General features: G+C 68.9%; 22 protein-coding genes and 1 pseudogene. 16 read left to right on the top strand and 7 right to left on the bottom strand.

Annotated elements, in window-relative coordinates; translation table 11 throughout:
• Positions 1-9 precede the first annotated feature (9 nt).
• Positions 10-675, top strand: coding sequence for a transglycosylase SLT domain-containing protein (locus NBW77_RS09535; protein ID WP_131746979.1), 666 nt, complete (start codon positions 10-12; stop codon positions 673-675).
• A gap of 233 nt (positions 676-908) precedes the next feature.
• Positions 909-1,754 carry an ABC transporter permease gene (locus NBW77_RS09530; protein ID WP_165486105.1) on the top strand — a complete coding sequence of 282 codons (846 nt, stop codon included), beginning with the start codon at positions 909-911 and terminating at the stop codon, positions 1,752-1,754.
• Here the strand turns inward: NBW77_RS09530 and NBW77_RS09525 are convergent.
• Both NBW77_RS09525 and NBW77_RS09520 read right to left on the bottom strand, forming a co-directional pair.
• Complete coding sequence (locus NBW77_RS09525; RefSeq protein ID WP_242605865.1) at positions 1,724-2,545, bottom strand: SDR family NAD(P)-dependent oxidoreductase; 822 nt, start codon at positions 2,543-2,545, stop codon at positions 1,724-1,726. The two genes, NBW77_RS09530 and NBW77_RS09525, sit on opposite strands and share 31 nt — an antisense overlap.
• 18 nt (positions 2,546-2,563) lie before the next feature.
• A complete protein-coding gene (locus tag NBW77_RS09520; RefSeq protein WP_131746976.1) occupies positions 2,564-3,829 on the bottom strand; it encodes an acyl-CoA dehydrogenase family protein in 1,266 nt (421 codons plus the stop codon).
• A 174-nt stretch (positions 3,830-4,003) separates the two neighbouring features.
• Between NBW77_RS09520 and NBW77_RS09515 the strand changes: the two genes are divergently transcribed.
• The 5 genes and pseudogenes from NBW77_RS09515 to NBW77_RS22370 all read left to right on the top strand — a co-directional run.
• The gene (locus tag NBW77_RS09515) at positions 4,004-5,122 is read left to right on the top strand and encodes a phosphotransferase family protein (RefSeq protein WP_250279593.1); all 1,119 of its coding nucleotides are present in this window, start codon (positions 4,004-4,006) and stop codon (positions 5,120-5,122) included.
• A gap of 263 nt (positions 5,123-5,385) precedes the next feature.
• Positions 5,386-6,081, top strand: a complete 696-nt coding sequence (locus tag NBW77_RS09510; RefSeq protein WP_250279592.1) for a FadR/GntR family transcriptional regulator — start codon at positions 5,386-5,388, stop codon at positions 6,079-6,081.
• 166 nt (positions 6,082-6,247) lie between these two features.
• Positions 6,248-7,438 carry a thiolase C-terminal domain-containing protein gene (locus tag NBW77_RS09505; RefSeq protein WP_250279589.1) on the top strand — a complete coding sequence of 397 codons (1,191 nt, stop codon included), beginning with the start codon at positions 6,248-6,250 and terminating at the stop codon, positions 7,436-7,438.
• 31 nt (positions 7,439-7,469) lie between these two features.
• Complete coding sequence (locus NBW77_RS09500; protein WP_131746973.1) at positions 7,470-7,910, top strand: Zn-ribbon domain-containing OB-fold protein; 441 nt, start codon at positions 7,470-7,472, stop codon at positions 7,908-7,910.
• Between the two features lie 10 nt (positions 7,911-7,920).
• Positions 7,921-8,601 (top strand): annotated as a pseudogene (locus tag NBW77_RS22370) (TIGR03619 family F420-dependent LLM class oxidoreductase); the annotation flags it as partial.
• Between the two features lie 456 nt (positions 8,602-9,057).
• On the opposite strand, the gene NBW77_RS09490 reads toward NBW77_RS22370, so the two are convergent.
• The 4 genes from NBW77_RS09490 to NBW77_RS09475 form a co-directional block, all read right to left on the bottom strand.
• Entirely contained in the window at positions 9,058-10,200 is a 1,143-nt protein-coding gene (locus tag NBW77_RS09490) for a thiolase family protein (protein ID WP_131746972.1), read from the bottom strand.
• Between the two features lie 92 nt (positions 10,201-10,292).
• The gene (locus NBW77_RS09485; protein ID WP_131746971.1) at positions 10,293-10,715 is read right to left on the bottom strand and encodes a Zn-ribbon domain-containing OB-fold protein; all 423 of its coding nucleotides are present in this window, start codon (positions 10,713-10,715) and stop codon (positions 10,293-10,295) included.
• Complete coding sequence (locus tag NBW77_RS09480; RefSeq protein WP_131746970.1) at positions 10,712-11,932, bottom strand: CaiB/BaiF CoA transferase family protein; 1,221 nt, start codon at positions 11,930-11,932, stop codon at positions 10,712-10,714. Before NBW77_RS09480 ends, NBW77_RS09485 begins: the two co-directional genes overlap by 4 nt.
• 1 nt (position 11,933) lies before the next feature.
• Positions 11,934-13,235, bottom strand: coding sequence for a CaiB/BaiF CoA transferase family protein (locus NBW77_RS09475; protein WP_250279586.1), 1,302 nt, complete (start codon positions 13,233-13,235; stop codon positions 11,934-11,936).
• A gap of 83 nt (positions 13,236-13,318) precedes the next feature.
• Here NBW77_RS09475 and NBW77_RS22780 point away from each other — a divergent pair, with 83 nt between their 5' ends.
• From NBW77_RS22780 to NBW77_RS09435, 8 genes are all read left to right on the top strand, one after another.
• Positions 13,319-13,585, top strand: a complete 267-nt coding sequence (locus NBW77_RS22780; protein ID WP_207387055.1) for an MDR/zinc-dependent alcohol dehydrogenase-like family protein — start codon at positions 13,319-13,321, stop codon at positions 13,583-13,585.
• Between the two features lie 163 nt (positions 13,586-13,748).
• The gene (locus NBW77_RS09465) at positions 13,749-15,248 is read left to right on the top strand and encodes an aldehyde dehydrogenase family protein (RefSeq protein ID WP_131746969.1); all 1,500 of its coding nucleotides are present in this window, start codon (positions 13,749-13,751) and stop codon (positions 15,246-15,248) included.
• Positions 15,245-15,682, top strand: a complete 438-nt coding sequence (locus NBW77_RS09460) for a nuclear transport factor 2 family protein (protein WP_131746968.1) — start codon at positions 15,245-15,247, stop codon at positions 15,680-15,682. Before NBW77_RS09465 ends, NBW77_RS09460 begins: the two co-directional genes overlap by 4 nt.
• A 63-nt stretch (positions 15,683-15,745) precedes the next feature.
• Positions 15,746-16,210 carry a nuclear transport factor 2 family protein gene (locus NBW77_RS09455; protein ID WP_165486104.1) on the top strand — a complete coding sequence of 155 codons (465 nt, stop codon included), beginning with the start codon at positions 15,746-15,748 and terminating at the stop codon, positions 16,208-16,210.
• Positions 16,210-17,469, top strand: coding sequence for a cytochrome P450 (locus tag NBW77_RS09450; RefSeq protein ID WP_131746966.1), 1,260 nt, complete (start codon positions 16,210-16,212; stop codon positions 17,467-17,469). The genes NBW77_RS09455 and NBW77_RS09450 overlap by 1 nt, the downstream gene beginning before the upstream one ends.
• Positions 17,466-17,705: a ferredoxin gene (locus NBW77_RS09445; protein WP_131746965.1), complete on the top strand. Its 240-nt coding sequence runs from the start codon at positions 17,466-17,468 to the stop codon at positions 17,703-17,705. Before NBW77_RS09450 ends, NBW77_RS09445 begins: the two co-directional genes overlap by 4 nt.
• A gap of 88 nt (positions 17,706-17,793) precedes the next feature.
• Positions 17,794-18,975 (top strand): amidohydrolase family protein, encoded by a 1,182-nt coding sequence (locus tag NBW77_RS09440; RefSeq protein WP_250279585.1) that lies wholly within the window; start codon positions 17,794-17,796, stop codon positions 18,973-18,975.
• A 180-nt stretch (positions 18,976-19,155) separates the two neighbouring features.
• Complete coding sequence (locus NBW77_RS09435; protein WP_131746964.1) at positions 19,156-20,343, top strand: acyl-CoA dehydrogenase family protein; 1,188 nt, start codon at positions 19,156-19,158, stop codon at positions 20,341-20,343.
• A 43-nt stretch (positions 20,344-20,386) separates the two neighbouring features.
• Here NBW77_RS09435 and NBW77_RS09430 read toward each other — a convergent pair whose 3' ends face one another.
• Entirely contained in the window at positions 20,387-21,142 is a 756-nt protein-coding gene (locus NBW77_RS09430; RefSeq protein WP_242605862.1) for a tyrosine-protein phosphatase, read from the bottom strand.
• A 246-nt stretch (positions 21,143-21,388) separates the two neighbouring features.
• On the opposite strand from NBW77_RS09430, the gene NBW77_RS09425 reads away from it, so the two are divergent.
• On the top strand, positions 21,389-21,616 hold a 228-nt coding region (locus tag NBW77_RS09425), incomplete at its 3' end, for a hypothetical protein (protein WP_207387037.1).

Raw genomic sequence — 21,616 nt, 5'->3', positions numbered from 1 at the left:
TGTTCAACAATGTCCAAGGGAAGACACCGGAAGCAGACCCCGCACAATCGCGGCGCGATGATCGCCGCTGTCGGGGTCATCGGCACGACGGCCGGAATGATGCTAAGCGCAAGCCCGGCCAGCGCGAGTACCCCTGCTCCGACCCAGGTTTCCGACGCTACGATCGCCAGTGTCGGAATGAACGCCGGACTTTCTGGCTGCAGCGGGGCGCCGCTTGGTACCTGGGTGGCGGTGGCGCTGGCGGAGTCCGGCGGCAACCCGACTTCGCACAACTCGAACGGCGAGGACTCCCGCGGACTGTGGCAGATCAATATGCGGGCCCATGCGAGCTGGGTGGGGGACCGGGACCTGTACGATCCCGCAACCAACGCGTGGGCGGCCAAGCACGTATGCGACATTCAGGGGATAGGCGCGTGGAGTACCTACACGAATGGCGCCTATCGCCAGTATCTTGCACGGGGTGACGCTGCCGCAGCCACTTCGGGAAGTGCTTCGGGAAGTGCTTCGGGAAGTGCTGCGGGAAGTGCTGCGGGAAGTGTGAGTGCTAACCCGGCATCCCCGCCGACGGCGCAACCGTCCGGGCCGACTTCCGGCACGGACGGGGTTCCGGTCCCGGGCGCCCCGCACGAGGGTTGGTGGGGGCACTGGTCCGGGCATCGGCAGGAGTCGCCATGAGAACCGGAACCCGGGAGTAACGCGTAGACCCGTTTCTCCCGTGGGGCAACGGGCCCCGGCCGTCTTGGTCCGATGGTCGGTGCCCGTTGCACCGGAGATCGTCGGCGAACGCGTCGGTCGCTCCCAGCTTCAGGGCGAGTCGGCGTTTGAAGGGGACTGGATCGACCGCGATGACCCGGGTGGCTCCGACGCGATCGCCCTGCACCGCATTCATACCGATACCACCGGTGCCCATGATGATGATCGCGTCACCAGGGCTGATGGTGGGCCTGTCGCTGGTCATGATCAACTGGTTCGCGGCCAACACCGACGTCCCGATCGCCCTCGTCTGCGTCGGCGCTGTGCTGTTGTGTTGCCTGGTCGGCCTGGTCAGCGGCGTCCTGGTGGTGCGGTTCCGGGTCAACTCGCTGATAGCCACCCTCGGCGTGAGCCAGGTACTCACCGCCGTGGGGCTGAAGGTCTCCGACAACCGCCAGATCACCGGCGCGTTCTCCGACCGGTTCGCGACGCTCGGCAGCACGAACCTGCTGGGTGTTCCGGTGGTCGTGCTCTACCTCCTGGCGCTGGCGGTCATCCTGTGGTTCGTTCTGGAGCACACCCCGGTCGGGCGTTACCTGTTCGCGGTCGGCAGTAACCCGCAGGCCGCGCGTCTGGCCGGTCTGTCGACGGACCGGCTCGTCTACGGCTCGCTCATCGCCTCCGGCGGGGTGGCCGGGATCGCCGGCGTCATCTATGCGATGCGGGTCGGTGCCTACACCGCGGACGCTGGTCCGGGTCTGCTGTTCCCCGCGCTGGCAGCGGTGTTCTTCGGGGCATCGCAGTTCTCCCGGCGGCCCAACGTGTGGGGCACGCTGATCGCATATTTCGCGCTCGCGTTCGGTGTCAAGGGCTTGCAACTGGCCTTCGGGCCCGGCACCTTCTGGATCCAGCCGCTGTTCCAGGGCTCGGCACTACTGATCGCCGTCGCCCTGGCGAGCCGGCAGGTCGCCCAGACCCGGCGCAGCCGGCGGGCACAGGCAACCGCGGCCGCGGCCGGGTCCGAGCCCGGTCAGCCCGCCCCGTCGGCCGGCGCGCTGTAGGGGACGACCGCCTGCCCGCCGTCGACGGCCAGCAGCGCGCCGGAGGTGAAACTCGACGCGGGCCCGGCGAAGTACAGGGCCGCGCCGACGATCTCGCGCGGGTCACCCCCCCTACCCAAGGGGAATCTGCTCGCCATCGCCTCGAAGGCCGGCATGTCCCAGGCCTTACTGATGTCGGTGAAGAACGGCCCCGCCATGATCGTGTTGACCCGGACCGTCGGCCCGAAGGCCTGGGCGAAGCCGGCGGTCAGCACGTTCAACCCCGCTTTGGCCGCCGCGTAGGGCAGGTCGCCCGGTGTCGGTCGCACCGCCGCGACACTGCTGATGTTGATGATCGAACCGCCCCCTGCGCGGGCCATGCGGGCACCGACGAGCGCGGTGAGCCGGAACGGCCCCTTGAGGTTGACAGCGATGACCTTGTCGAACAGCTCCTCGGTCACCTCGGCCAGACTCGGGTAGCGTGGGGCGATACCGGCGTTGTTGACCAGCACGTCGAGGTGGCCGAACTCGTCGTGGACGGCGTCCACCAGGCGGGTGAGGCCGGCCCAGTCACCGACATGCGCCGGGTAGGGCAACGCCCTGCGGCCGGTGGTGCGGCGGACCTCCTCGGCGAGCTCCGCGCAGCCGGAGGCCTTCCGGCTGGTGATAACGACGTCCGCGCCGGCCGCGGCGAACGCGAGCACCATCTCCCGGCCGAGGCCACGGCTCCCGCCCGTCACGAGCGCCACCTTGCCCTGGAGCGGGCCGTCGTACCCGGGATCATCGCTCTGGCGCACCTGCACTCCCTCCACGGTCGGACCCTCCAACGGTCAGTGCGGGATGTCCCGCCAAGGCCTGCCCCGGTCGGTCCGCGGCTCGCCCGGCAGCCCGAGGATCCGCTCGGCGATGATGTTGCGTTGGATCTCATCCGAACCGCCCGCGATCCGGTAACCTGCAGCGCCCAGGACGTGGGCGCTCCAGCAGAACGTGCCCCACTCGCCGGTGTCCGCCGTCAGCCGCGGGCCGAGCAGCAGACCGGCCGCCTGCGACGCCAGTTCCAAGCCCGCCACCCAGCGCAGCTTGCGCAGGGAGCCCTCCGGCCCCGGTGCCCGGCCGGCCTGCCGGGACTGCTCGTCCCGCGCCGCCGCCACCCGTGCGAGCCGCTCGTTGATGAACACGTCGGCGAGCTTCTGGCGGACCAGCGGATCGTTCGTGCGACCCAGCCGCCGGGCCAGTGCCACGAGCTGCCGGAAGCCGCCGCCGACCCGGCTCGACGCGCTGCTGACCTCACGTTCGAACCCGAGGGTCGTCAGGGTCGTTTTCCAGCCTCCGCCCACCTCGCCGAGACGCATGGAGTCGGGGACCCGGACGTCGTCGAGGAAGACCTCGTTGAACGACGTACCGCCCGACATCTGGCGCAGCGGTCGGACGGTCACCCCGGGGGAGTCCAGGGCGACCATGAACGTGGTGAGGCCCGCGTGTTTCGCGACGTCCGGGTCCGTCCGCGCGATGAGCATGCCCCAGCCGGCGAACTGGGCCCCGGAGCTCCAGACCTTCTGCCCGTTGACCACCCAGCTGTCACCGTCGGGAACCGCGCGGGTGGCCAGGGCGGCGAGGTCGGAGCCGGCGCCCGGTTCGGAGAACAACTGGCAGCACAACTCCTCGGCGCGCAGGAAGCGGCGCACGAACCGGTCACGCTGGCCGGGCGTGCCGACGAGCCCGATCGTCGGGGCGATGAGGTGCAGTGTCACCAGCATCAGCTCGTGACTCGACGGAATCTCGAAGAGTGATTCCTCCTGGGCGAACACCTCGGCGAACTCGGACCCGAGCCCCGCACCGCCGTCCTCCGGCGCCCAGGCGATCGCGCCGAAGCCGGCGTTGAACTTCTGCCGCTGCCAGGCCGCCGCCCGATCGATCAGCGCCTTCTCGTCCTCGAACGACAGGTTGTGAAAGACCGACACATCGTCTGATCCGTGCCCCCAGGCCTCCTGCTGACACTCGCCCGTGGCGACCCGCGGGCCCGCGTGGTCGGCGAGCCAGGCACGTACCCTGCCCCGGAAGGCCTCGAGATCCTCGTCAGCAGTTTCCGCGCCCATGGATCTCCCTCGAGGTTGTCGGATTCGTCACATCAAGATTCGTCATGAGGTTAAGGTCTTTGAACGACAGGTGCAACGGGGCTTGTGCCAGGCTCTCCGCACATGCTGCCACCGCGGCGGGCACCCGGCGCGGCGCACGCGACACCGGGCACGTGACTATCAGGAAGGCCGGGGATGATGAGTGCCGAGCCCTGGATGTCCGAAGATCCGCCCGAGCTGGCGCCGGTCCGGCCCGGCGAGGACCTTCCGTGGCGGCGGCTGGCCGGGTACCTGCTGGCGCGCCTGGCCGAGCGGGGGCTGGAGGTCGCGGGCGACCTGTCGGTGCGGCAGTTCCCGAACGGTTCGGCGAACCTCACCTATCTACTGTCGTTCGGTCACACCCGTCTCGTGCTGCGCCGGCCCCCGTTCGGCGCGATCGCTCCGGGTGCCCACGACATGCGCCGTGAGTACCGGGTGCTGTCCCGTCTGTGGCGGGAGTACGACCGCGCTCCGCGGGCCTACGTTTTCTGCGACGACCACGACATCGTGGGCAGCGACTTCGTGATCGTCGAGTACCGCACCGGGGTGGTGGTCTGGGGGGTGCTGCCGCCGTCGCTGCGCAACCCGCACGACCGCAACCCGCACGACGCGGCCCGCAGCGTCGGCTTCGCCACCGTCGACGCCCTCGCCGACCTGCATCTCGTCGATCCGGCGAGCTGCGGCCTCGGTGATCTCGGCCGGCCCGACGGATACCTCGCGCGCCAGCTGTCGGGATGGCGCCGTCGCTGGGAACTCGTGGCCACGCCCGCGTTCGACGCGCAGATGACCGAAGCGGGCCGCCGCCTGGAGCGCACGCTGCCGACCTCGCAGACATCCGCGATCATGCACAACGACTTCAAGATTGACAACTGCCAGTTCTCACCGGGTGCACCTGAGCGGGTGGTGTCGGTCTTCGACTGGGACATGGCGACGCTCGGCGACCCGCTTGCGGACGTCGGGACGCTACTCAACTACTGGCCCGACCCGTCGGACACCGCGGATGACCATGCGTTGCACGTGCCGGGTCTGCAGAATCTGGGACTGCCCACCCGGACGCAGGTCGCGCACCGGTACGCGGCGCGCACCGGTGCCGACCTGTCACACGTCGCCTGGTACGAGGCGTTCGCCTGCTGGAGGACGAGTGTGGTCTGCCAGCAGCTCCACCAACGCTACGTACGTGGGGAGAGCACGGATGAACGCATGGCCAGCCGCGGGGACAACATCGGGATGCTTGCCCGGCGTGCCCTGCGGATCCTGGGGAACGTCACGGGGTGAGCCACCCGGGCCGAAGACGGCGTCACCGCCCCGCCCGTCCGCAGGGCGGTGCGAAAGAAGCCGGACCGATGAGATTCATCAGGACCAACTGAACCCGGCGGTACCCTCGGCTCATGCCGAGCAGTCCCCGCCGAGAGCCGTTGCCTGCGCCGACCGGAGCAGCGGACCCACGTCGGCGCGTGCCGGCCGCGGCGCCTCGGCGCGGCTGTATCGCGATTGCGTCGAGTGACGGGGTGACTCGACGCCTCAAAACGTCGGAGACCGTGGCACGTGACGTGGTGCACGACATCATCGCTCGCGGACTGCAACCCGGCGATGGCCTGCCGTCGGAGGCGGCGATGCTCGAGCAGTACGGGGTGAGCCGCGAGTCGCTGCGCGAAGGCCTTCGTCTCCTGGAGGTGCAGGGTCTGATCTCCATCCGCCGTGGGCCGGGCGGTGGTCCGGTGGTCGGTACCGTCGACCCGTCGAACCTCGGGCGTATCTCCACGCTGTACTTCCACCTGGCCGGAGCCACCTACAGCGAGCTCTTCGAGGCGTGGGTGCTGGCCGAGTGCGTCCTGGTCGACCGGGCCGCCCGCAACCCGGACAGGGCTGCGCGCGCCGCCGCGATGGCGCCCTACCTCGACGGGGACGGGGCGCACGAAGAAGAGGAACTGGAGAAATTCGTCCGGGAACACGGCGGATTCCACATCGCGATAGCCTCGCTGGCCCGCAACCGCGTGCTCGAACTGGCCATGCAGACCATGGGTCGGATCGTGGCCCACCACGTCGCCGTCACCGACGACCCCCGGGTGATGCATGGCCTGATCGCCGACGATCACCTGAAGCTGGCCAGGGCCATCCTGGCCGGTCACGCCAACCAGGCCCGCAGCCTCATGGAGGACCATATCCAGGGCATCGCGAAGTACAGCCGTGAGCGCTTCGGCGCCCGGATGGACGACTTCATCGAGTGGCGGTAACCATCGCGGCCTGATCCGGTACCCCGCCGCCGGTACTCCAAGGCCGGGCGCTGGTATCGAATTCATCATGATGATAGAGTCCGCAATTCCATCGTTACTCCATCGTTCGCCAGCGGGCCGGGTGGGTTCCCCCGTGCCACCTCCGGGGGGGGACGGACAGCGGGCCATGAGCGACCAGGACACGCTCGGACACCGCGATCGCTGCGCGATCGTGGGCATCGGCGCCACCGACTACTCACGCGACTCCGGGCGCAGCGATCTCACCCTGGCAACCCAGGCCGCGCTCGCCGCCCTCGACGACGCCGGGCTCTCACCCGCCGACATCGACGGCGTCGTCCGCTGCGACATGGACACCGTGCTGCACAGCGACCTCGCCGACTCCCTCGGCATCGACAACCTCACCTACTGGTCCGAGGTCGGGCCGGGTGGGGTGGCCCCCTGCGCCATGGTGGGGCAGGCGGTCGGCGCGATCCTGTCCGGCCAGGCGACCGCCGTCCTGGTCTTCCGCGAGCTCAACGGCCGTTCCGGGCGCCGCTTCGGCCTGTCCGCCGCCGCCGATCCGAGGGTGGGCGGCGCGGGCAGCTACGACGAGTTCTTCGCGCCCTACGGGCTTCTCACCCCCGGTCAGATCTTCGCCATCATGGCCCGGCGTCACATGATCGAGTACGGTACCCGGGCGGAGGACCTCGGCCACATCGCGCTCACCTGCCGGGCACGGGCGAACGCCAATCCCGCGGCGCAGATGCACGCGCGCACCCTCACCATGGACGACTACCTGTCGGCCCGGATGATCTCCGATCCGTTGCGGCTGTTCGACTTCTGCCTGGAAACCGATGGGGCCTGCGCCGTCGTCGTGACCAGCACCCCGCGTGCGCGGGACTGCCGGCGGCCGCCCGTCCTCATCCGTGCCGTTGCCCAGGGTGCTATCCCCGGCCCCCAGCCCGGCATCCAGTTCCCGGTCCTGATGCGGGAGTCGATCATCGAGTTGCCCGCCCGGTCGGTCGCCCGGACCCTGTACCGCCGGGCGGGCCTCGGCCCCGACGACATCGACGTCGCCCAGATCTACGACTGTTTCACGATCACCGTGCTGCTCCAGCTGGAGGACTGGGGGTTCTGCGAGAAGGGCGAGGCCGGGCCGTTCGTCGCCACAGGCGGGATCGATCTGGGGGGCCGCATCCCGATCAACACCGGCGGCGGCCATCTTTCGGAGGGCTACATCCACGGCATGAACCACATCCTCGAAGGGGTCCGCCAGATCCGTGGCGAGTCCACCTCCCAGGTGCCCGGCGCCGAGGTGTGCCTGGTCACCTCGACACCGCTGCCGCCCGGCAGCGCCCTCGTCCTGACGGCCGCCTGATGGACCGTCCGCCTGATGGGCCGGAAGCCCGATGGACGGCGTGACGCGCGGGGCCGCCCGCCTCGCCCCTGTCGACGACGACCGTGACACCGGCGGCTTCTTCGAGGCCGCCCGCCGGCATGAACTGGTCATCCGGATGTGCGACGGCTGCGACGCCGTGCTCCACCTGCCGCGGGCCTACTGCCGTCACTGTGGCGGTTGGGAGGGCCGGTGGCAGCCGGTTGCCGGTACGGGGCGGCTGTACTCGTGGACCGTGGTCGAGCATCAGGTCCACCCGGCCTACCCGGTGCCCTACTGCGTTGTCCTCGTGGAGCTCGACGACGTCCCGGCGGCCCGGTTGATGGGCTACCTGTCCGGAAGTCCGCGCCTCACCCCAGGGCAGCGAATGCGGGTCTGGTTCGAAACGTTCGACGACGGCACCGACGACGGCACCGGGGACGGCGTCGTCGTGCCGCAGTGGAAGCCGGAATAAGGAGCCGAGGATGCGGATCGGCCTGTCGGTGTACGACATGGGTGTGCGTGATCTACTGGACCTCGCGGTCGCGGCCGACGAACTCGGCTTCGACGCACTCTGGCTCGGAGAGCATCTCGTCCTGCCGTACGACTACTCCAGCGAGCATCCCACCCAAGGCGAAACGGCCCACCAACATCACACCCGGCCGATTATCGACCCGTCCACGGAGCTGCTGGACCCGTGGTCGGCGCTGAGCGCCGCCGCGGCGCTCACGACAAGGGTGAAGCTCGCGACCGGCATCTACATCCTGCCGTTACGTCACCCGCTTCTGACCGCCCGTGCCGCCTGCACCACGCAGGAGATCGCTGCCGGCAGGTTCATGCTCGGGGTCGGAGCCGGTTGGCTGCGCGAGGAGTTCGCCGCCCTCGACGTGGCGTTCGACGAACGTGGATCCCGCCTGGAGGAGAGCCTGGCGGTCCTGCGCTCCGCCTGGAGCGGGGGACCCTTCGAACATCGGGGCACCCACTTCACGACCGGCAAGATCCAGGTGACCGCCCGGCCCGCCGCGGTCCCCCTCGTCCTCGGGGGCAACACCGACAGGGCGCTGCGCCGTGCGGCCCGGCTCGGGGACGCGTGGTTCAGCTCCGGCACGCCGTCCTTCTCCGACGCGGTACGGCTGCGCGACCAGCTCGCGGCACTGTGCGCACAGTACGGGCGCGCGATGATTCCCTGCTATTTCCGGTTGGAAGGCCGGGATCCGCAACTGTTGCGCCGCTACGCCGCCGAGGGGATCACCACACCTGGTCGTGTGGGCCGATCAGGTGTGGCGCGGGGCCGACGTGGCGGAGAAGCGGCAGTGCCTCGCCCGGGCCGCGGACAGCTTCGGGATCTGACGGGATCCGGCCCGCCCCCGAGCTCGGGGTCCCCGAATTTTCGCGAAGTTGTTCTGCCTGGTGGTCTTTTCCGTTTGCGGATCGCCGGAGGTGATCTGCAAACCCTGGGCGGTGGCCCGCCCCCGAGCTCGGGGTCCCCGAATTTTCGCGAAGTTGTTCTGCCTGGTGGTCTTTTCCGTTTGCGGATCGCCGGAGGTGATCTGCAAACCCTGGGCGGTGGCCCGCCCCCGAGCTCGGGGTCCCCGAATTTTCGCGAAGCGGAAATTGGGGGCTTAGCGGGTCAGGACGGCGCAGGCGCTGACCCCCGGCGCGCCGTAGACGTGGCTGAACGCCACCGTCGGGTCTGCGGGTACCTGTCGCCCGGCCGCGGCCCCGCGCAGTTGCAGCACGTTCTCGTACACCTGGCGCAGAGCGGAGGCACCGATGGGTTCTCCGTTCGCGATGCAGCCACCGTCGGTGTTGACCGGGAGACTGCCGCCGATGCCGGTCGCGCCCGTGCGCAGCAGCTTCTCCTGCTCACCGTCTTCGCACAGGCCACATTCGGCCATATGGCAGATCTCCGCGCCGGCCTCGGTGTCCTGGACCTGCGCGACGTCGACATCGCCGGGGGCCACCCCGGCCAGTTCGAACGCCGCCCGGGCCGCGTCCACGCTCGGGCTGTCCGCGCGTTCCAGCGCCAGCCACGGGCTGAACACCTCGAACGAGCCGAAGCGGCGCGTACGCAGCACCGCGGACCGTAGGTACACCGGTGTGTCGGTGTACCTACGCGCGCGGTCCGCCCGGCACAGCACGAGCGCGACTCCGCCTTCCCCCGGCGAGCAGAACATGTACTGCGTCAACGGATGGCTCAGCATGGCCGACGACAGGATCTCTTCCTCGGTGAGGGGGACGCGCCGCCACGCGTGGGGGTTCAACGAGCCGTTGTGATAGGCCTTGGCCGCCACTTTCGCCAGCATCGACGTACTGATGCCGTGGGTGTGCAGGTAGCGCTGTGCCTTCATCCCGAAGAACTGGGTGGTCAGCATGAGTCCGGTCTCGCCGTACCACGCTGGGAGGCCGACCGCGGCTGGGTCGGCGTTGAACGCGCCCCGCGGATGCTTGTCAAAGCCGATCACCATGCCGAGCTCGTACGCGCCCGACCGGATGGCGTTGTCGGCGCTGAGCAGGGCGCTGCCACCCGTCGCGCACCCGTTGGACACGTTGATGAACGGGATACCGGTCAGCCCCAGCTCCGAGACGAGCGAGTCCGCGGTCCCCGCGGCGTGGCTGCCGCCGAAGGCGAACTGGATGTCGGCCCATTCCAGGCCCGCGTCCTTTAACGCCGCCCGGGCCGCATAGGCCCCCTGCGCCCGTCCGCTGACCCCTTCGTGCCGCCCGAAAGGATGGATCCCGATGCCCACGATGGCGACATCCACGGCGTACTCCTCTGCGGTTACTTGTGGCTACCCGCGTTCGTGGTCTGAAATTTCCGCTGTCTGATTTCCGTTTGTCTGATTTTCGCTGCCGGTCAGGCGGACTGCACGGGGGAGAACGCGTAGGTGAGGACCTGGGTGCCGTCGTCGTCCTCCCGGAAGGGCACCACAACCAGCTCCATCGGATCCCCGATCCGCAGCCGCTGCGGGTCGTTCCCGGTCAGGATGGCTTCGACGATGACCGCACCGGGCAGCTCCACGTATCCCACGCCGTAGGGTGTGAAATCCTTCGGACCGGCGTAGGGCGATTTGGGACGGAAACCCTGCACGGTGAAGGACCACAGCGTGCCGCGGCGGGGGAGAAGGCGGTCCTCCATGTCCATCCGCGTACATTTCGGGCAGGACTGCTGGCGGGGAAAGGTCGTCGTCCCGCAGGCCCGGCAGCTGCTCGCGAGGAGGCTCGGCCCGTCATCGCCCTCGACGAACAGGCCGTCGTCCACCGGCCGTGTCCTTGTCACAGGTCCGCCTCCTTGTCGATGAATACCTGCCTGGTGTGTTCGCCCAGTCTCGGCGCCCGCGTCGGCGCCATGGTTGGGAAGGATGAGAACCGGTAGGGGCTCGTCGGAACCGGCGCGCTGACGCCGCTGTCGAGTTCGATCGTGGCGAAAAAGTCCCTCGCCCGCAGGTGCTCGTCGTCGAGGACGTCCTCGGGGGCGTTGACCGGCCCGATCGGCAGCCCCCGCCGCTGCCCCTCGTGGTAGGCCGTTGCGGAGTCTAGCAGGAGGAACAGGCATTCGATGAGTTCCTGGATGTGCTGGAAGTTCCGCTGGCGGTGCGCCAGGCCGCGGTATGCGGCATCGGTCAGGTCCGCGGCCACTCCGACGCTTTCCATCCAGGCGACCAGCGCCTCCCACGGCTTCTGGTCGGCGAGGATGAGCGCGAAGTAGATCCATCGGCCGTCCGCGCAGCGGAACAGCGCCGGCTGGGTCGGCACGGGCTGCGCGTGCCGGCAGGTCTGGCGCTGCACGAGGACCCGCGGATAGAACCAGTACGGATTCGCCAGTTCCCCGCTGACGGCGAGGGACTCGTGCATGGACACGTCCACCAGCTGCCCGGCGCCGGTGCGCTGCCGGTCGAGCAGGGCCAGCAGCAGACCGCAGTGCGCGAAGCTCGCCGCGGTGTGGTAGCCCTGGTTGCCGCCGGGCCGGATGGGCGGGATGGTGTGGTCGTCGTAACCGCAGCTCGCCAGGGGGCCGCCGGCGGCGAGCCCGACCAGGTCGGACGTGCGGTAGTCCGCCCACGGGCCGTTCAGCCCGAACGGGGTGACCGACAGGATGACCAGCCGCGGGTGCTCGGCCAGCAGCCGGGGGTAGTCCAGGCCGGCCGCGGCGATCCCGCCTGGTCGCAGGGTGCTGAGCAGGACGTCCGCGCCGGCGAGCAGGTGGTGCAACGATGCCCGGCCCGATTGCGACCTGTCGAGGACGACGCTGCGCTTGCCGAGGTTGTAGTACCAGAACGTCAGGCTCGTGTCGGCGCTGACGACGCCGTGGGCGAAGGGACCGACCTGCCGCGTTGGTGACCCCTGGGGCGGTTCGACCTTGACGACGTCGGCACCCAGATCCGCGAGCAGCTTCCCGGTGTACTCACCCGCGGGGTCATCCGCCCACTCGACGACCGTCAACCCCGAGTAGGGGAGCGCCGGGGAACAGGCCGCTTCGGTCGGGGAAGCGGTCATGTCAGATCACGCCCGCCGCGGCGAGGTCAGCCGTCTCGTCGGCGGACAGGCCGAGGATCTCGGTGAAGACGTAGGAGTTGTCCTCACCGAGCAGGGGGGCCGACCGCCAGTTGTCCTGCTCGATGTGGGAGAAGGTCACCGGCGTCCCCTCGAAACGCGCCGGGCCGATCACCGGGTGGTCCAGCTCGAAGAAGATGCCACGATGGGCGAGCTGCGGGTCGACCTCGTTGAGGTCGTGCGCGTCCTGGACGGCACCGGCGCAGACACCGTTGTCCTGCAGGAGCGTCATGACCTCGTGCGGCGACCGGTGCCTCGTCCATTCGGTCAGGTGGGCGTCGAGGGTGTCGGAGTGGGCGAACCGGCCCTGCTGGCTGGCGAAACGTGGGTCCGCGGCCCAGTCGGGGCTGTCGAGGGCGGTCACCAGACGTTGCCAGTCGGTGTCGTCGAAGACCGCGACGGCCACCCACCGGTCCTCACCGGCACAGGGGTACACCCCGTGCGGGGCGGCCGGTGGGTGCTCCAGCCGGTTACCCAGGGGGAAACCCGGCCGGCGGGTCGGTCGCGCGTTCACGGTGACGTCAAGCAGGTCGGGACCGAGCAGGCAGACGCCGACCTCCACGGCGGAGACGTCGATTTCCGCGCCCTTCCCCGTCGCGTTGCGATGCATGATCGCCATGAGCAGTGCCGCGCTGTTGTAGTAGGCGGCCTGGTTGTCCATGTAGGACAGGCCCCAGCCCGAAGGCTCCCGGTCGGGCAGACCGCTGATGAAGGACAACCCGCTGACAGCCTGCACCACCGGCCCGTAGCTGCGGTAGGAGTGGTGCGGGCCGGTTTGGCCGAAACCGCTCATGTGGGCGTAGATGATCTCTGGGCATAGTTGCCGCAGCCGTTCGTAGGTCAGATTCCAGCGGTTCATGACGCCGGGGGCGAAATTCTCCGTCACCACACTGCTTTTCGCGATGAGGCGTTCCGCCAGATCCCGGCCCTCGGCCGACCGCATGTTGATCGTCACGCCGAGTTTGTTGCGGCTGTAGTTGTTGAACAGCCCGCCCTTGTCCGGATCGGGATTGGGATCCTCCTCCCCGAACGACCGGGGATCGTTCTTGTAGAACGGCAGCCGGCGTGGCATGTCGAGGCGGGTCCGGTCCTCGATCTTGATGACCTCGGCGCCGAAGTCCGCGAGCATGCGGGTGGCGACGGAACCGACGCCCATCCAGCAGAAGTCGGCCACGCGGATGCCGGTCAGTGGCCCACACCGGGCCCGGGGCCTGCGCTGGCGCGTCGACGACCGCTGAGCGTCCATCGTGCCGCCTCCCTGGGATCGGATGCGCAGCCAACTGTATTTCTCATGATGAAAAGCCGCAAGCCCCCGATCGTGTCCGGGAGGTGGCCGCGGCCGGTGCGGTGGGCGCCACGGCCGGCCAGATCGCCAAGGCCATGGGCTGCCGCGTGATCGGCAGCGCAGGCTCTGCGGCGAAGGTCCGTTTCCTCGCCGGTGACATGTCGCGTTGGCTGCGCGAGGGCACGGTCCGCAATGTCGAGACGGTTGTCCACGGCGGTGTCGAAGCCGCCTGGCCGACCTTCCTGGCCATGCTCCGCGGTGACAACGTCGGGAAGATGATCGTCCATCTCGGCTCGCTCTCTAGCCAGTGACGTGTATCACTGATCGCCCTTGACAAGGGTAGTTCGTTATAAGGAATCTGTCCCCAGCCTCGACTGCGAGCGTCGACGGAAACGTGCCGCGGCCCGCCCGTGAGAACAGCGGACCCGTCGGTTACCAGGACCAGTGCAAGACCTTGTGGAAGGTGGCCGGTTGATGACGAGCATGCTGGTGGACCCGCTGCACTACCCCCTGTCGGAGGAGGGCGCGCGGTACCTTGCGAGCGCGACCTTCGGGCACGTCATCGAGGGGAAGGTCGTCCCCTCGATCTCGGGTGAGACCTTCGCCGTCCACGACCCGGCCACCGGGCTTCAGGTCGCGCGGGCGGCCGCCGGCGGCCCCGAGGACGTCGATGCGGCCGTGGCCTCGGCCCGGCGCGCCTTCGACGACGGCCGCTGGCGCTTCCTCGCCCCGCTCGAGCAGGAGCGGCGGCTGCGCCGGCTGTCCGCGCTGCTGACCGAGCACGCCGCCCTCCTCACCGACCTCGACGTCCTGGACGGGGGAGTACTCAAGATGTACTCCCGGTTCCTCGTGCAGTTCGCGGTCGACGCCACCGACTACTACGCCGGCTGGCCGACCAAGATTGCCGGGACGATCCCGCGGGTGCCGCGCGACGTGGCCGTCTACGCCACCCGCGAGCCGCTGGGCGTGTGCGCGGTCATCGTTCCCTGGAACGCCCCGTCGGCGATCGTCGTCGGTGTCGTCATGGCGCTCGCCTGCGGTAACTCGGTCGTACTCAAGCCGGCTGAACAGACCCCGATGACGGCCGTCCTGCTCGGGCAGCTCTGCGTCGAGGCCGGCATCCCACCGGGTGTACTCAACGTGGTCCAGGGCACCGGAGAGTCCGCCGGGGCGGCCCTGGCGACCCATCCGGGTGTCGACAAGATCTCGTTCACCGGCTCGGCCGAGACAGGGCGGATCATCCAGGCGGCGGCCGCCCCGACGCTCAAGCGGGTCACCCTCGAGCTGGGAGGCAAGAGCCCCTTCATCGTCTTCGCCGACGCCGAGGTGGAGCCGGCGGCGATGGGCGCGATGTACTCGGTCTGGGGTGGCTCGGGCCAGGTCTGCACGGCGGGCTCCCGCCTGCTCGTGCAGCGCCCCCTGCACGACGCCTTCATCGACGCCGTGGTCGGTGCGTCGAAGGACCTGACGATCGGTCCGGGCTTCGACCCGTCGTCCCAGCTCGGTCCGCTGATCTCGGAGGCACAGCTCGAACGCGTGCAGCGTTATGTCGCGCTCGGCGTCGCCGAAGGCGCGCAGCTCGTCCTGGGCGGATCCCGGCACGGTGACATCGGCTGGTTCCACGAGCCGACGGTCTTCACGGGGGTGCGCAACGAGATGACGATCGCCCAGGAGGAGATCTTCGGCCCGGTCATGTCCGTGATCCCGTTCGACACCGAGGAGGAGGCGTACGAGATCGCGAACGCGGTCGAGTTCGGGCTGGCCGCCGGGGTCTGGACGACCGATCTCGCCCGGGCGCACCGCGCGTCGCGCGCGCTGCACGCCGGGACGGTGTGGGTGAACACCTACCAGGAGGTGAACCCGACGGTGTCCTACGGCGGGGTGAAGCAGTCCGGATACGGCCGCACCCTCGGCGAGGAGTCGATCGGGGAGTTCACCACGGTCAAGAGCACCTGGATGAAGGTGTCGCGATGAACGTCATCACAAACGTCATCACCGCGGCGGACGTCGTCGACCGGCTCGCGGTGGAAGAGACCTTGCACCGTTACTGGTCCCACATCGACGCCGGGAACTTCACCGCGGTGCGCGCGCTGTTCACCGACGACGCCCGCGGGCGTTACTGGGGCGGGCAGTGGCTCGACGGCGGCGACGCCGTCGTGGAATGGCTGATCAACGTCAGTGCCCCGGCCCTGTTCATGCACCACATGGGCAAGGTGTACCGGGTCGGGATCGACGGCGACCGGGCCACGGCCCACAGCCACATAACCGCGCACATCACCCTCAGGGACGCCCCGGAAACGGTCGTGGTCAGCGTCGGCAACTACTTCGACGAGCTACGCCGTGCCGACGGCGGATGGAAGATCTCGGTCAAGGACTTCTCGCAGGGCTGGAGCGAAGCGCGTTCGTGACCGAAGTGCGTTCGTGACCAGATTCCACCGCAACCAGATTCCACCATGTCAGGAGGAGAACGGATGACCATCGTGAGGACGTTCGAGGACGCCCGCGACCGCATCAACGCGAGTGACACGCTCTACCGCTACTGTTCCACGGTCGACCAGAAGGACTTCGTCGGCTTACGTACGGTCCTCGCCGAGGACGCCCGGATGCGTTTCTGTCTGGGCGGTACGTGGAACGAGTGGGTCGAGGGCGCCGACGCGATCGTGGCGTGGGTCGACAAGATGACGGCGGACCGCGGTTTCCAGCACCACCTGCTGTCCGTCTACCACGTCGACATCGAGGGCGACCAGGCGTCGGCGCTCGCCTACCTCACCTCCCACCAGGTCGCCGCCGACGACCCCGACCAGGTCATGCAGATGTCCAGCCGTTACCGCAACCTGCTGCGTCGGGACGGCGACGGCTGGGTCATCACCCAGATCGAACTCGAGGTCGGCTGGGTCGAGATCCGGACCTTCGACCAGAGCCAGGCGATCGGCTGATGTCGGCGTCCGCGGCCACGCCCGCATCCACGCCTGCGGCCATGCCCGCATCCACGGTGGGCGGCACGCCACCCGCCGGCAGCTGCCCGGTGATCAACTACGACATCATGTCCCCGCGGCCGGTGCTGAGCGCCGTCCGGGAGATGGCGGAGCTGCGAGAGGCCTCCCCCGTCTACTGGAACAGTTTCGGGACCGGTTTCTGGATGCTCACCCGTTATGAGGAGTGCCGGGAGGCGTATCAGACCCCCGAGATCTTCGGCAGTGATTCGGTGATCGTCCTGGATCCGAACCCGGGCTACCGCTGGATTCCGACGAATGTCGCCCCACCCGAGCACAGCCGGTACCGCCAGATCCTCAACCGGCCCTTCTCACCCCGTACGGTCACCGGCACGACCCCCCGGATGCGCGAACTGTGCAACCGGACCATCGACACCTTTCTTGACCGGGGTGGCTGCGAGTTCGTGGCCGACTTCGCGGCGGTGTACCCAACCCGGGTCTTTCTGTCGATCATGGGTCTGCCCGAGGACGACGACATGTTGTTCGTCGAGTGGGTGGACACGATTTTTGACGCCTTCAGCGATCCCGAGGGCCAGGCCCGGACGATGACGGCGATGACGGCGATGACGGAGTACTTCGTCAGCGTCGTCGCGGACCGGCGGGCGACCCTGCGGGACCCGGAGACCGACTTCGTCAGCTATGTCATGACGGAGCGCTACGAAGACAGGCCGTTGCGCGACGACGAGATCCTGCAGATGTGCGTCGTACTCGTCCTTGCCGGTCTGGACACCGTCAAGAGCCAGCTGAGCTACTCCTTCCACCATCTCGCGACAACGCCGGAGCACCGCCGGCGGGTGGCGACCGAACCGGCCGTGGTGCCCACGGCGGTGGAGGAGTTCCTGCGGGCGTTTCCGATCATCCAGGACGGCCGGAAGGTCACCCGTGACGTGGACTTCCACGGTTGCCCGATGAAGAAGGGGGACATGGTGCTGCTGACGCTGGGCGCGGCCATGCGTGATCCTCGGACCTTTCCGGACCCCGAGCGGGTCGATCTCGACCGTACGGCCAACCGGCACATCTCCTTCGCCGCCGGGCCGCACCGGTGCCTCGGCTCCCACCTCGCCCGCGCCGAGATGGCCGTCGCGCTGCAGGAGTGGCACCGGCGTATCCCGGACTACCGGCTCGCCGGAGACGAGCCGGTAGTCGAGCGCGGCGGCTCGGCCGGGCTGGTCGCACTGCCTCTCGCCTGGGAGCGGTCATGACCGCCGAGCCGACGACCCAGGAGAGGTTCACAGTGGAGATCATGGTTGATCCCGCCCGCTGCACCGGGCACGGTCGCTGCTACTCGCTCGCCCCAGCGGTGTTCGACGCGGACGACGACGGCTTCTGCCTCCCACGGGGTGTCACCTTCGTCGTGGCCGCCGACCGGGAGGAGACGGCCCGGCTCGGTGCCCGCTCGTGCCCGGAGGGGGCGATCACGGTCGTGACCGCCGAATGAGAAATAACGTTCGTTGCATCAGGGCGTGGGTCGGGGTGTCCGCCGTGACCTCCGGTGCCCTCCCGAGGACCGCGAGGGGAGCGGTGTCATGACCGAGGCATCGGTGATCGACGGTATCAGGGTGATCGACACGGATACCCATGTGATCGAGCCCGCCGATCTGTGGACCTCGCGTATCTCCACGGCGAAGTGGGGTGAGCTGGTCCCGCATGTCCGCTGGGACGACGACCTCCAGGAGGAGGCGTGGTACTTCGGCGACGCGCGCCTGTCGGCCACGGCAGGCGGGGCGATGGCCGGTTGGGACGAGTTCCCGCCGAAGCACCCCCGCCGGCTCGCGGACGTCGACCCGGCGCTGTGGAACGCCCCCGACCGGCTGCGCAAAATGGACGAGTACGGGATCTGGGCCCAGGTGCTGTACCCCAACGTGGCGGGATTCGGCACCGGGAGGTTCCTCGGGCTCAAGGATCCCGAGCTGATGCTGCGCTGCATCCAGGCATACAACGACTACCAGACCGACTGGGCGAGCGCTGATCCGCGCCGTCTGCTGCCGATGGCCGCACTGCCCTTCTGGGACCTGCAGGCGAGCGTCGCCGAGATCGAGCGGACGGTCGCGATGGGCCACAAAGGTGTGATCATGGCCCAGGAGACCGAGTTCTTCGGCCTGCCGCTGCTCGGTGATCCACACTGGGACCCGATCTGGGCGACCGCCCAGGACCTGGGCGTCCCGGTCAACTTCCACATCGCCTCGGGTGACCTGTCGCTGATCGAGAAGAACTTCCCGGGTAACGGGATGCACGCGAACTACGCCTCGGTCGGGGTCTCCTTCTTCATGGGCAACGCCCGCGCCATCGCGACCGTCATCTGCGCCGGGATCTGCCACCGCTTCCCGCGGCTGAACTTCGTCTCGGTCGAGAGTGGCATCGGCTGGCTGCCGTACGCCCTCGCCGCCCTGGACTGGCAGTGGAGGAACTGCGGCGTCCCGCTCGAACACCCCGAGTACGACCTGCTGCCCAGTGAGTACTTCCGGCGCCAGATCTTCGGCTGCTTCTGGTTCGAGCGGGAGACCGCCCGGCAGGCGATCGAACTCCTCGGGGCTGACAACTTTCTCTTCGAGACCGACTTCCCGCACCCGACGAGCATGTCGCCCGGCCCGGCGAGCGCGGCGATCCGACCGGACCTGTTCATCATGGAGGCGTTCGCCGGGCTTCCCGGTGACGCGCTGCGCAAGATCCTGCATGACAACGCCGCTCGTATCTACCACCTGAGCTGACCTGTCATATTCGATAGTCAACAGTGTTGACGAGCCCTCGCCCGCTTTTTGATCTTCAATACCGCTACGCCTTGTGCATACACCGACCAGCCTGCTTTGCTGGCGGAAAAGAACGTAGTAGCCGGCCAGTCCCTGGCGTGTCCCCCCTGGACGACGCGGGCCGGTCCGAAGGAGGTCCGTGTGCCGATCGATCTTAGTCATGATCCGGCGGTCAGTGAACTGGCCAAGCGTACCGCCGAGTTCGTGCGGGGTGTCGTCGTACCCGAGGAGAAGGCGTACGGGGGTGTCACCGCGCGTGGCGGTGACGAGATGCGGGTGCGGTTACAGCAGGCGGCCCGCGACGCGGGGGTCTTCGTACCGCACGTGTCCCCGGAATACGGCGGGCACGGGCTGGACATGCGTGGACGTGCGCCGGTGTTCGAGGAGGCAGGCTACTCGTTGTTCGGCCCGTTGGCGTTGAACATCGCGGCGCCGGACGAGGGCAACATGCACATGCTGGAGGCCATCGCGACGGCCGAGCAGAAGGAGCGGTACCTACGGCCGCTGGCCACGGGTGAGGTCCGGTCCTGTTTCGCGATGACGGAGCCGGCGCCGGGGGCGGGGTCGGATCCGTCATCGCTCCGCACCCGGGCCGAGAAGGCTCCGGGCGGGTGGCGGATCGATGGCCGTAAGTGGTTCATCACCGGCGCGGATGGTGCAGCCTACGCGATCTGCATGGCCCGCACCTCGGGTGAGCCGGGTGACCGCGGTGGCGCGACGATGTTTCTTGTGGACGCGGACAACCCGGGGATGAAGATCGTCCGTCACGTCGAAACCTTGGACGAAAGCCTGTATGGCGGGCACTGCGAGATGGTGTTCGACGGCTGCGTCGTGTCGGAGGAGGCGGTGCTCGGTGAGGTTGACAAGGGCTTCGACTACGCCCAGGTCCGCCTCGGCCCGGCGCGGACCACCCACTGCATGCGCTGGCTGGGGATTGCCCGGCATGCCCAGGACATCGCGGTGGCGAGGGCGGCGGACAGGCGGCTGTTCGGGTCCCGGCTGGCCGAACTCGGCATGATCCAGGCAATGATCGCGGATAATGAGATCGACATCGCAGCGTCCCGCGCGCTGACTCTGCAGGCGTGCTGGGAGCTGGACCAGGGCCGTTCCGGGGCACAGTCGACCGCGGTCGCGAAGACCTTCACCGCCGAGGCGGTGTGGCGGGTGGTGGACCGCTCGCTGCAGATCTGCGGTTCCCTCGGCGTCTCCGGAGACATCCTGCTGTCGCGGTTCCTGCGTGAGGTGCGGCCGTTCCGGATCTACGACGGGCCGTCCGAGACCCATCGCTGGGCGATCGCCCGCCGGGTCGTGCGCCGCCACCTCGGATGAGCGGGGTGTAGGTGGAAACCGCTGTGATCACAGCGGTTTCCACCTACATCTGTCCGTCGAGGAGCGTTGTGCGCAGGGTGTTCAGCTCCCCGTCCGTGATGCCGTGGCTACGGGCCCATCCGGCGGAGCCGCCCCAGCGTTCGTCCAGGGTTTCGAAGAACGCCCACATCGTCTCGGGCTGGCAGCCGATGTCTCTGCGGGCACTGGCACCGTAGGTCGGCAGCGCGCTGAGCCGGTCCTTGATCTGCGGCAGCCGTTCGTTGGTGGCCGCGTAGTCCTCGACGATCGCCTCGCGCCGGACCCCGACGATGTCGAGGATGAGCGCGGCGAGGACACCGGTGCGGTCCTTGCCGGCCGCGCAGTGGAACAGCGCGGGCAGCTGCCCGGGCCGGGCCAGCAGCCGCACGGCCGTGGGGACCTCGCTGCCGGGGCGGGTCAGGTAGTCCAGGTAGTGCTCGGCCGGCCCCTGCTTGGAAAGCCGTTCGATGAGCACCTTGCGCCCGGGGTCGCCCCGGACCAGATAGACGTCAGGCAGGAAAGCCACATTGTGGTACGGGACGTCGGTTGTGGCGAGCAGCCCCCGGCCTTCGGTCGCCGCCTCCTTCGGGGTACGCAGGTCCACCACGGCGCGCAGACCGAGCCCGTCGACCAGCAGGCGCATGTCGTTCCGTGTGAGCTGCTGGACGGTGTCACAGCGGATCAGCAGGCCACGCCTGGTCGTCCCGCCCTCCACCGTGGGCAGGTCCCCGAGGTCGCGGGCGTTGCAACAGCCGTCCAGGTTGATCCAGCGGTCGGTCACGACGACCTTTCTGTCACGGTGGCAGGTGACCGGTGGACGCCGCTACCGGTCCGGGCGGGCCCCGGGCGGACCGTCCGCATGCCAGCCTAACCGCTTGGAACCTGCCATTTTGGTGAACAGCATCGTCCTGACCGGCCGGTCCGCCCCGGGCGGTCAGGGCCGGGTCGGGTCGAACCGTCCGCCGGACGTGGGTACCGTGATGGAAGACGCGCTGGTCCTCGACGGGGCCGATAGTGAAAGGCTTCCATGGGTACGGTGACGCCTGAGCTCCAGCCCGCCCGTCCTCTTTCCTGGCGCAGGGGCGCGGCGTTCGCTGGTTCCTCCCGGTTGCGGGTGCTGCTGGGGACCGGGGTCGCCGCGGCGGTGATCGTTCTGGGGGTTGCGCACCGTCCTGCTCTCGGCGTCGGTGAGAACAACCTGCGCCACGCTGACCGGGAGTGGCTGGGGCTCGCCATGCTCGCCACGGCGATGATC

The organism is Frankia sp. Cppng1_Ct_nod (genome assembly GCF_920656135.1).
Taxonomy (GTDB): domain Bacteria; phylum Actinomycetota; class Actinomycetes; order Frankiales; family Frankiaceae; genus Protofrankia; species Protofrankia meridionalis.
The sequence above is the reverse complement of the archived record's forward strand: the minus strand, read 5'-3'. Positions and strand labels throughout refer to the sequence as shown.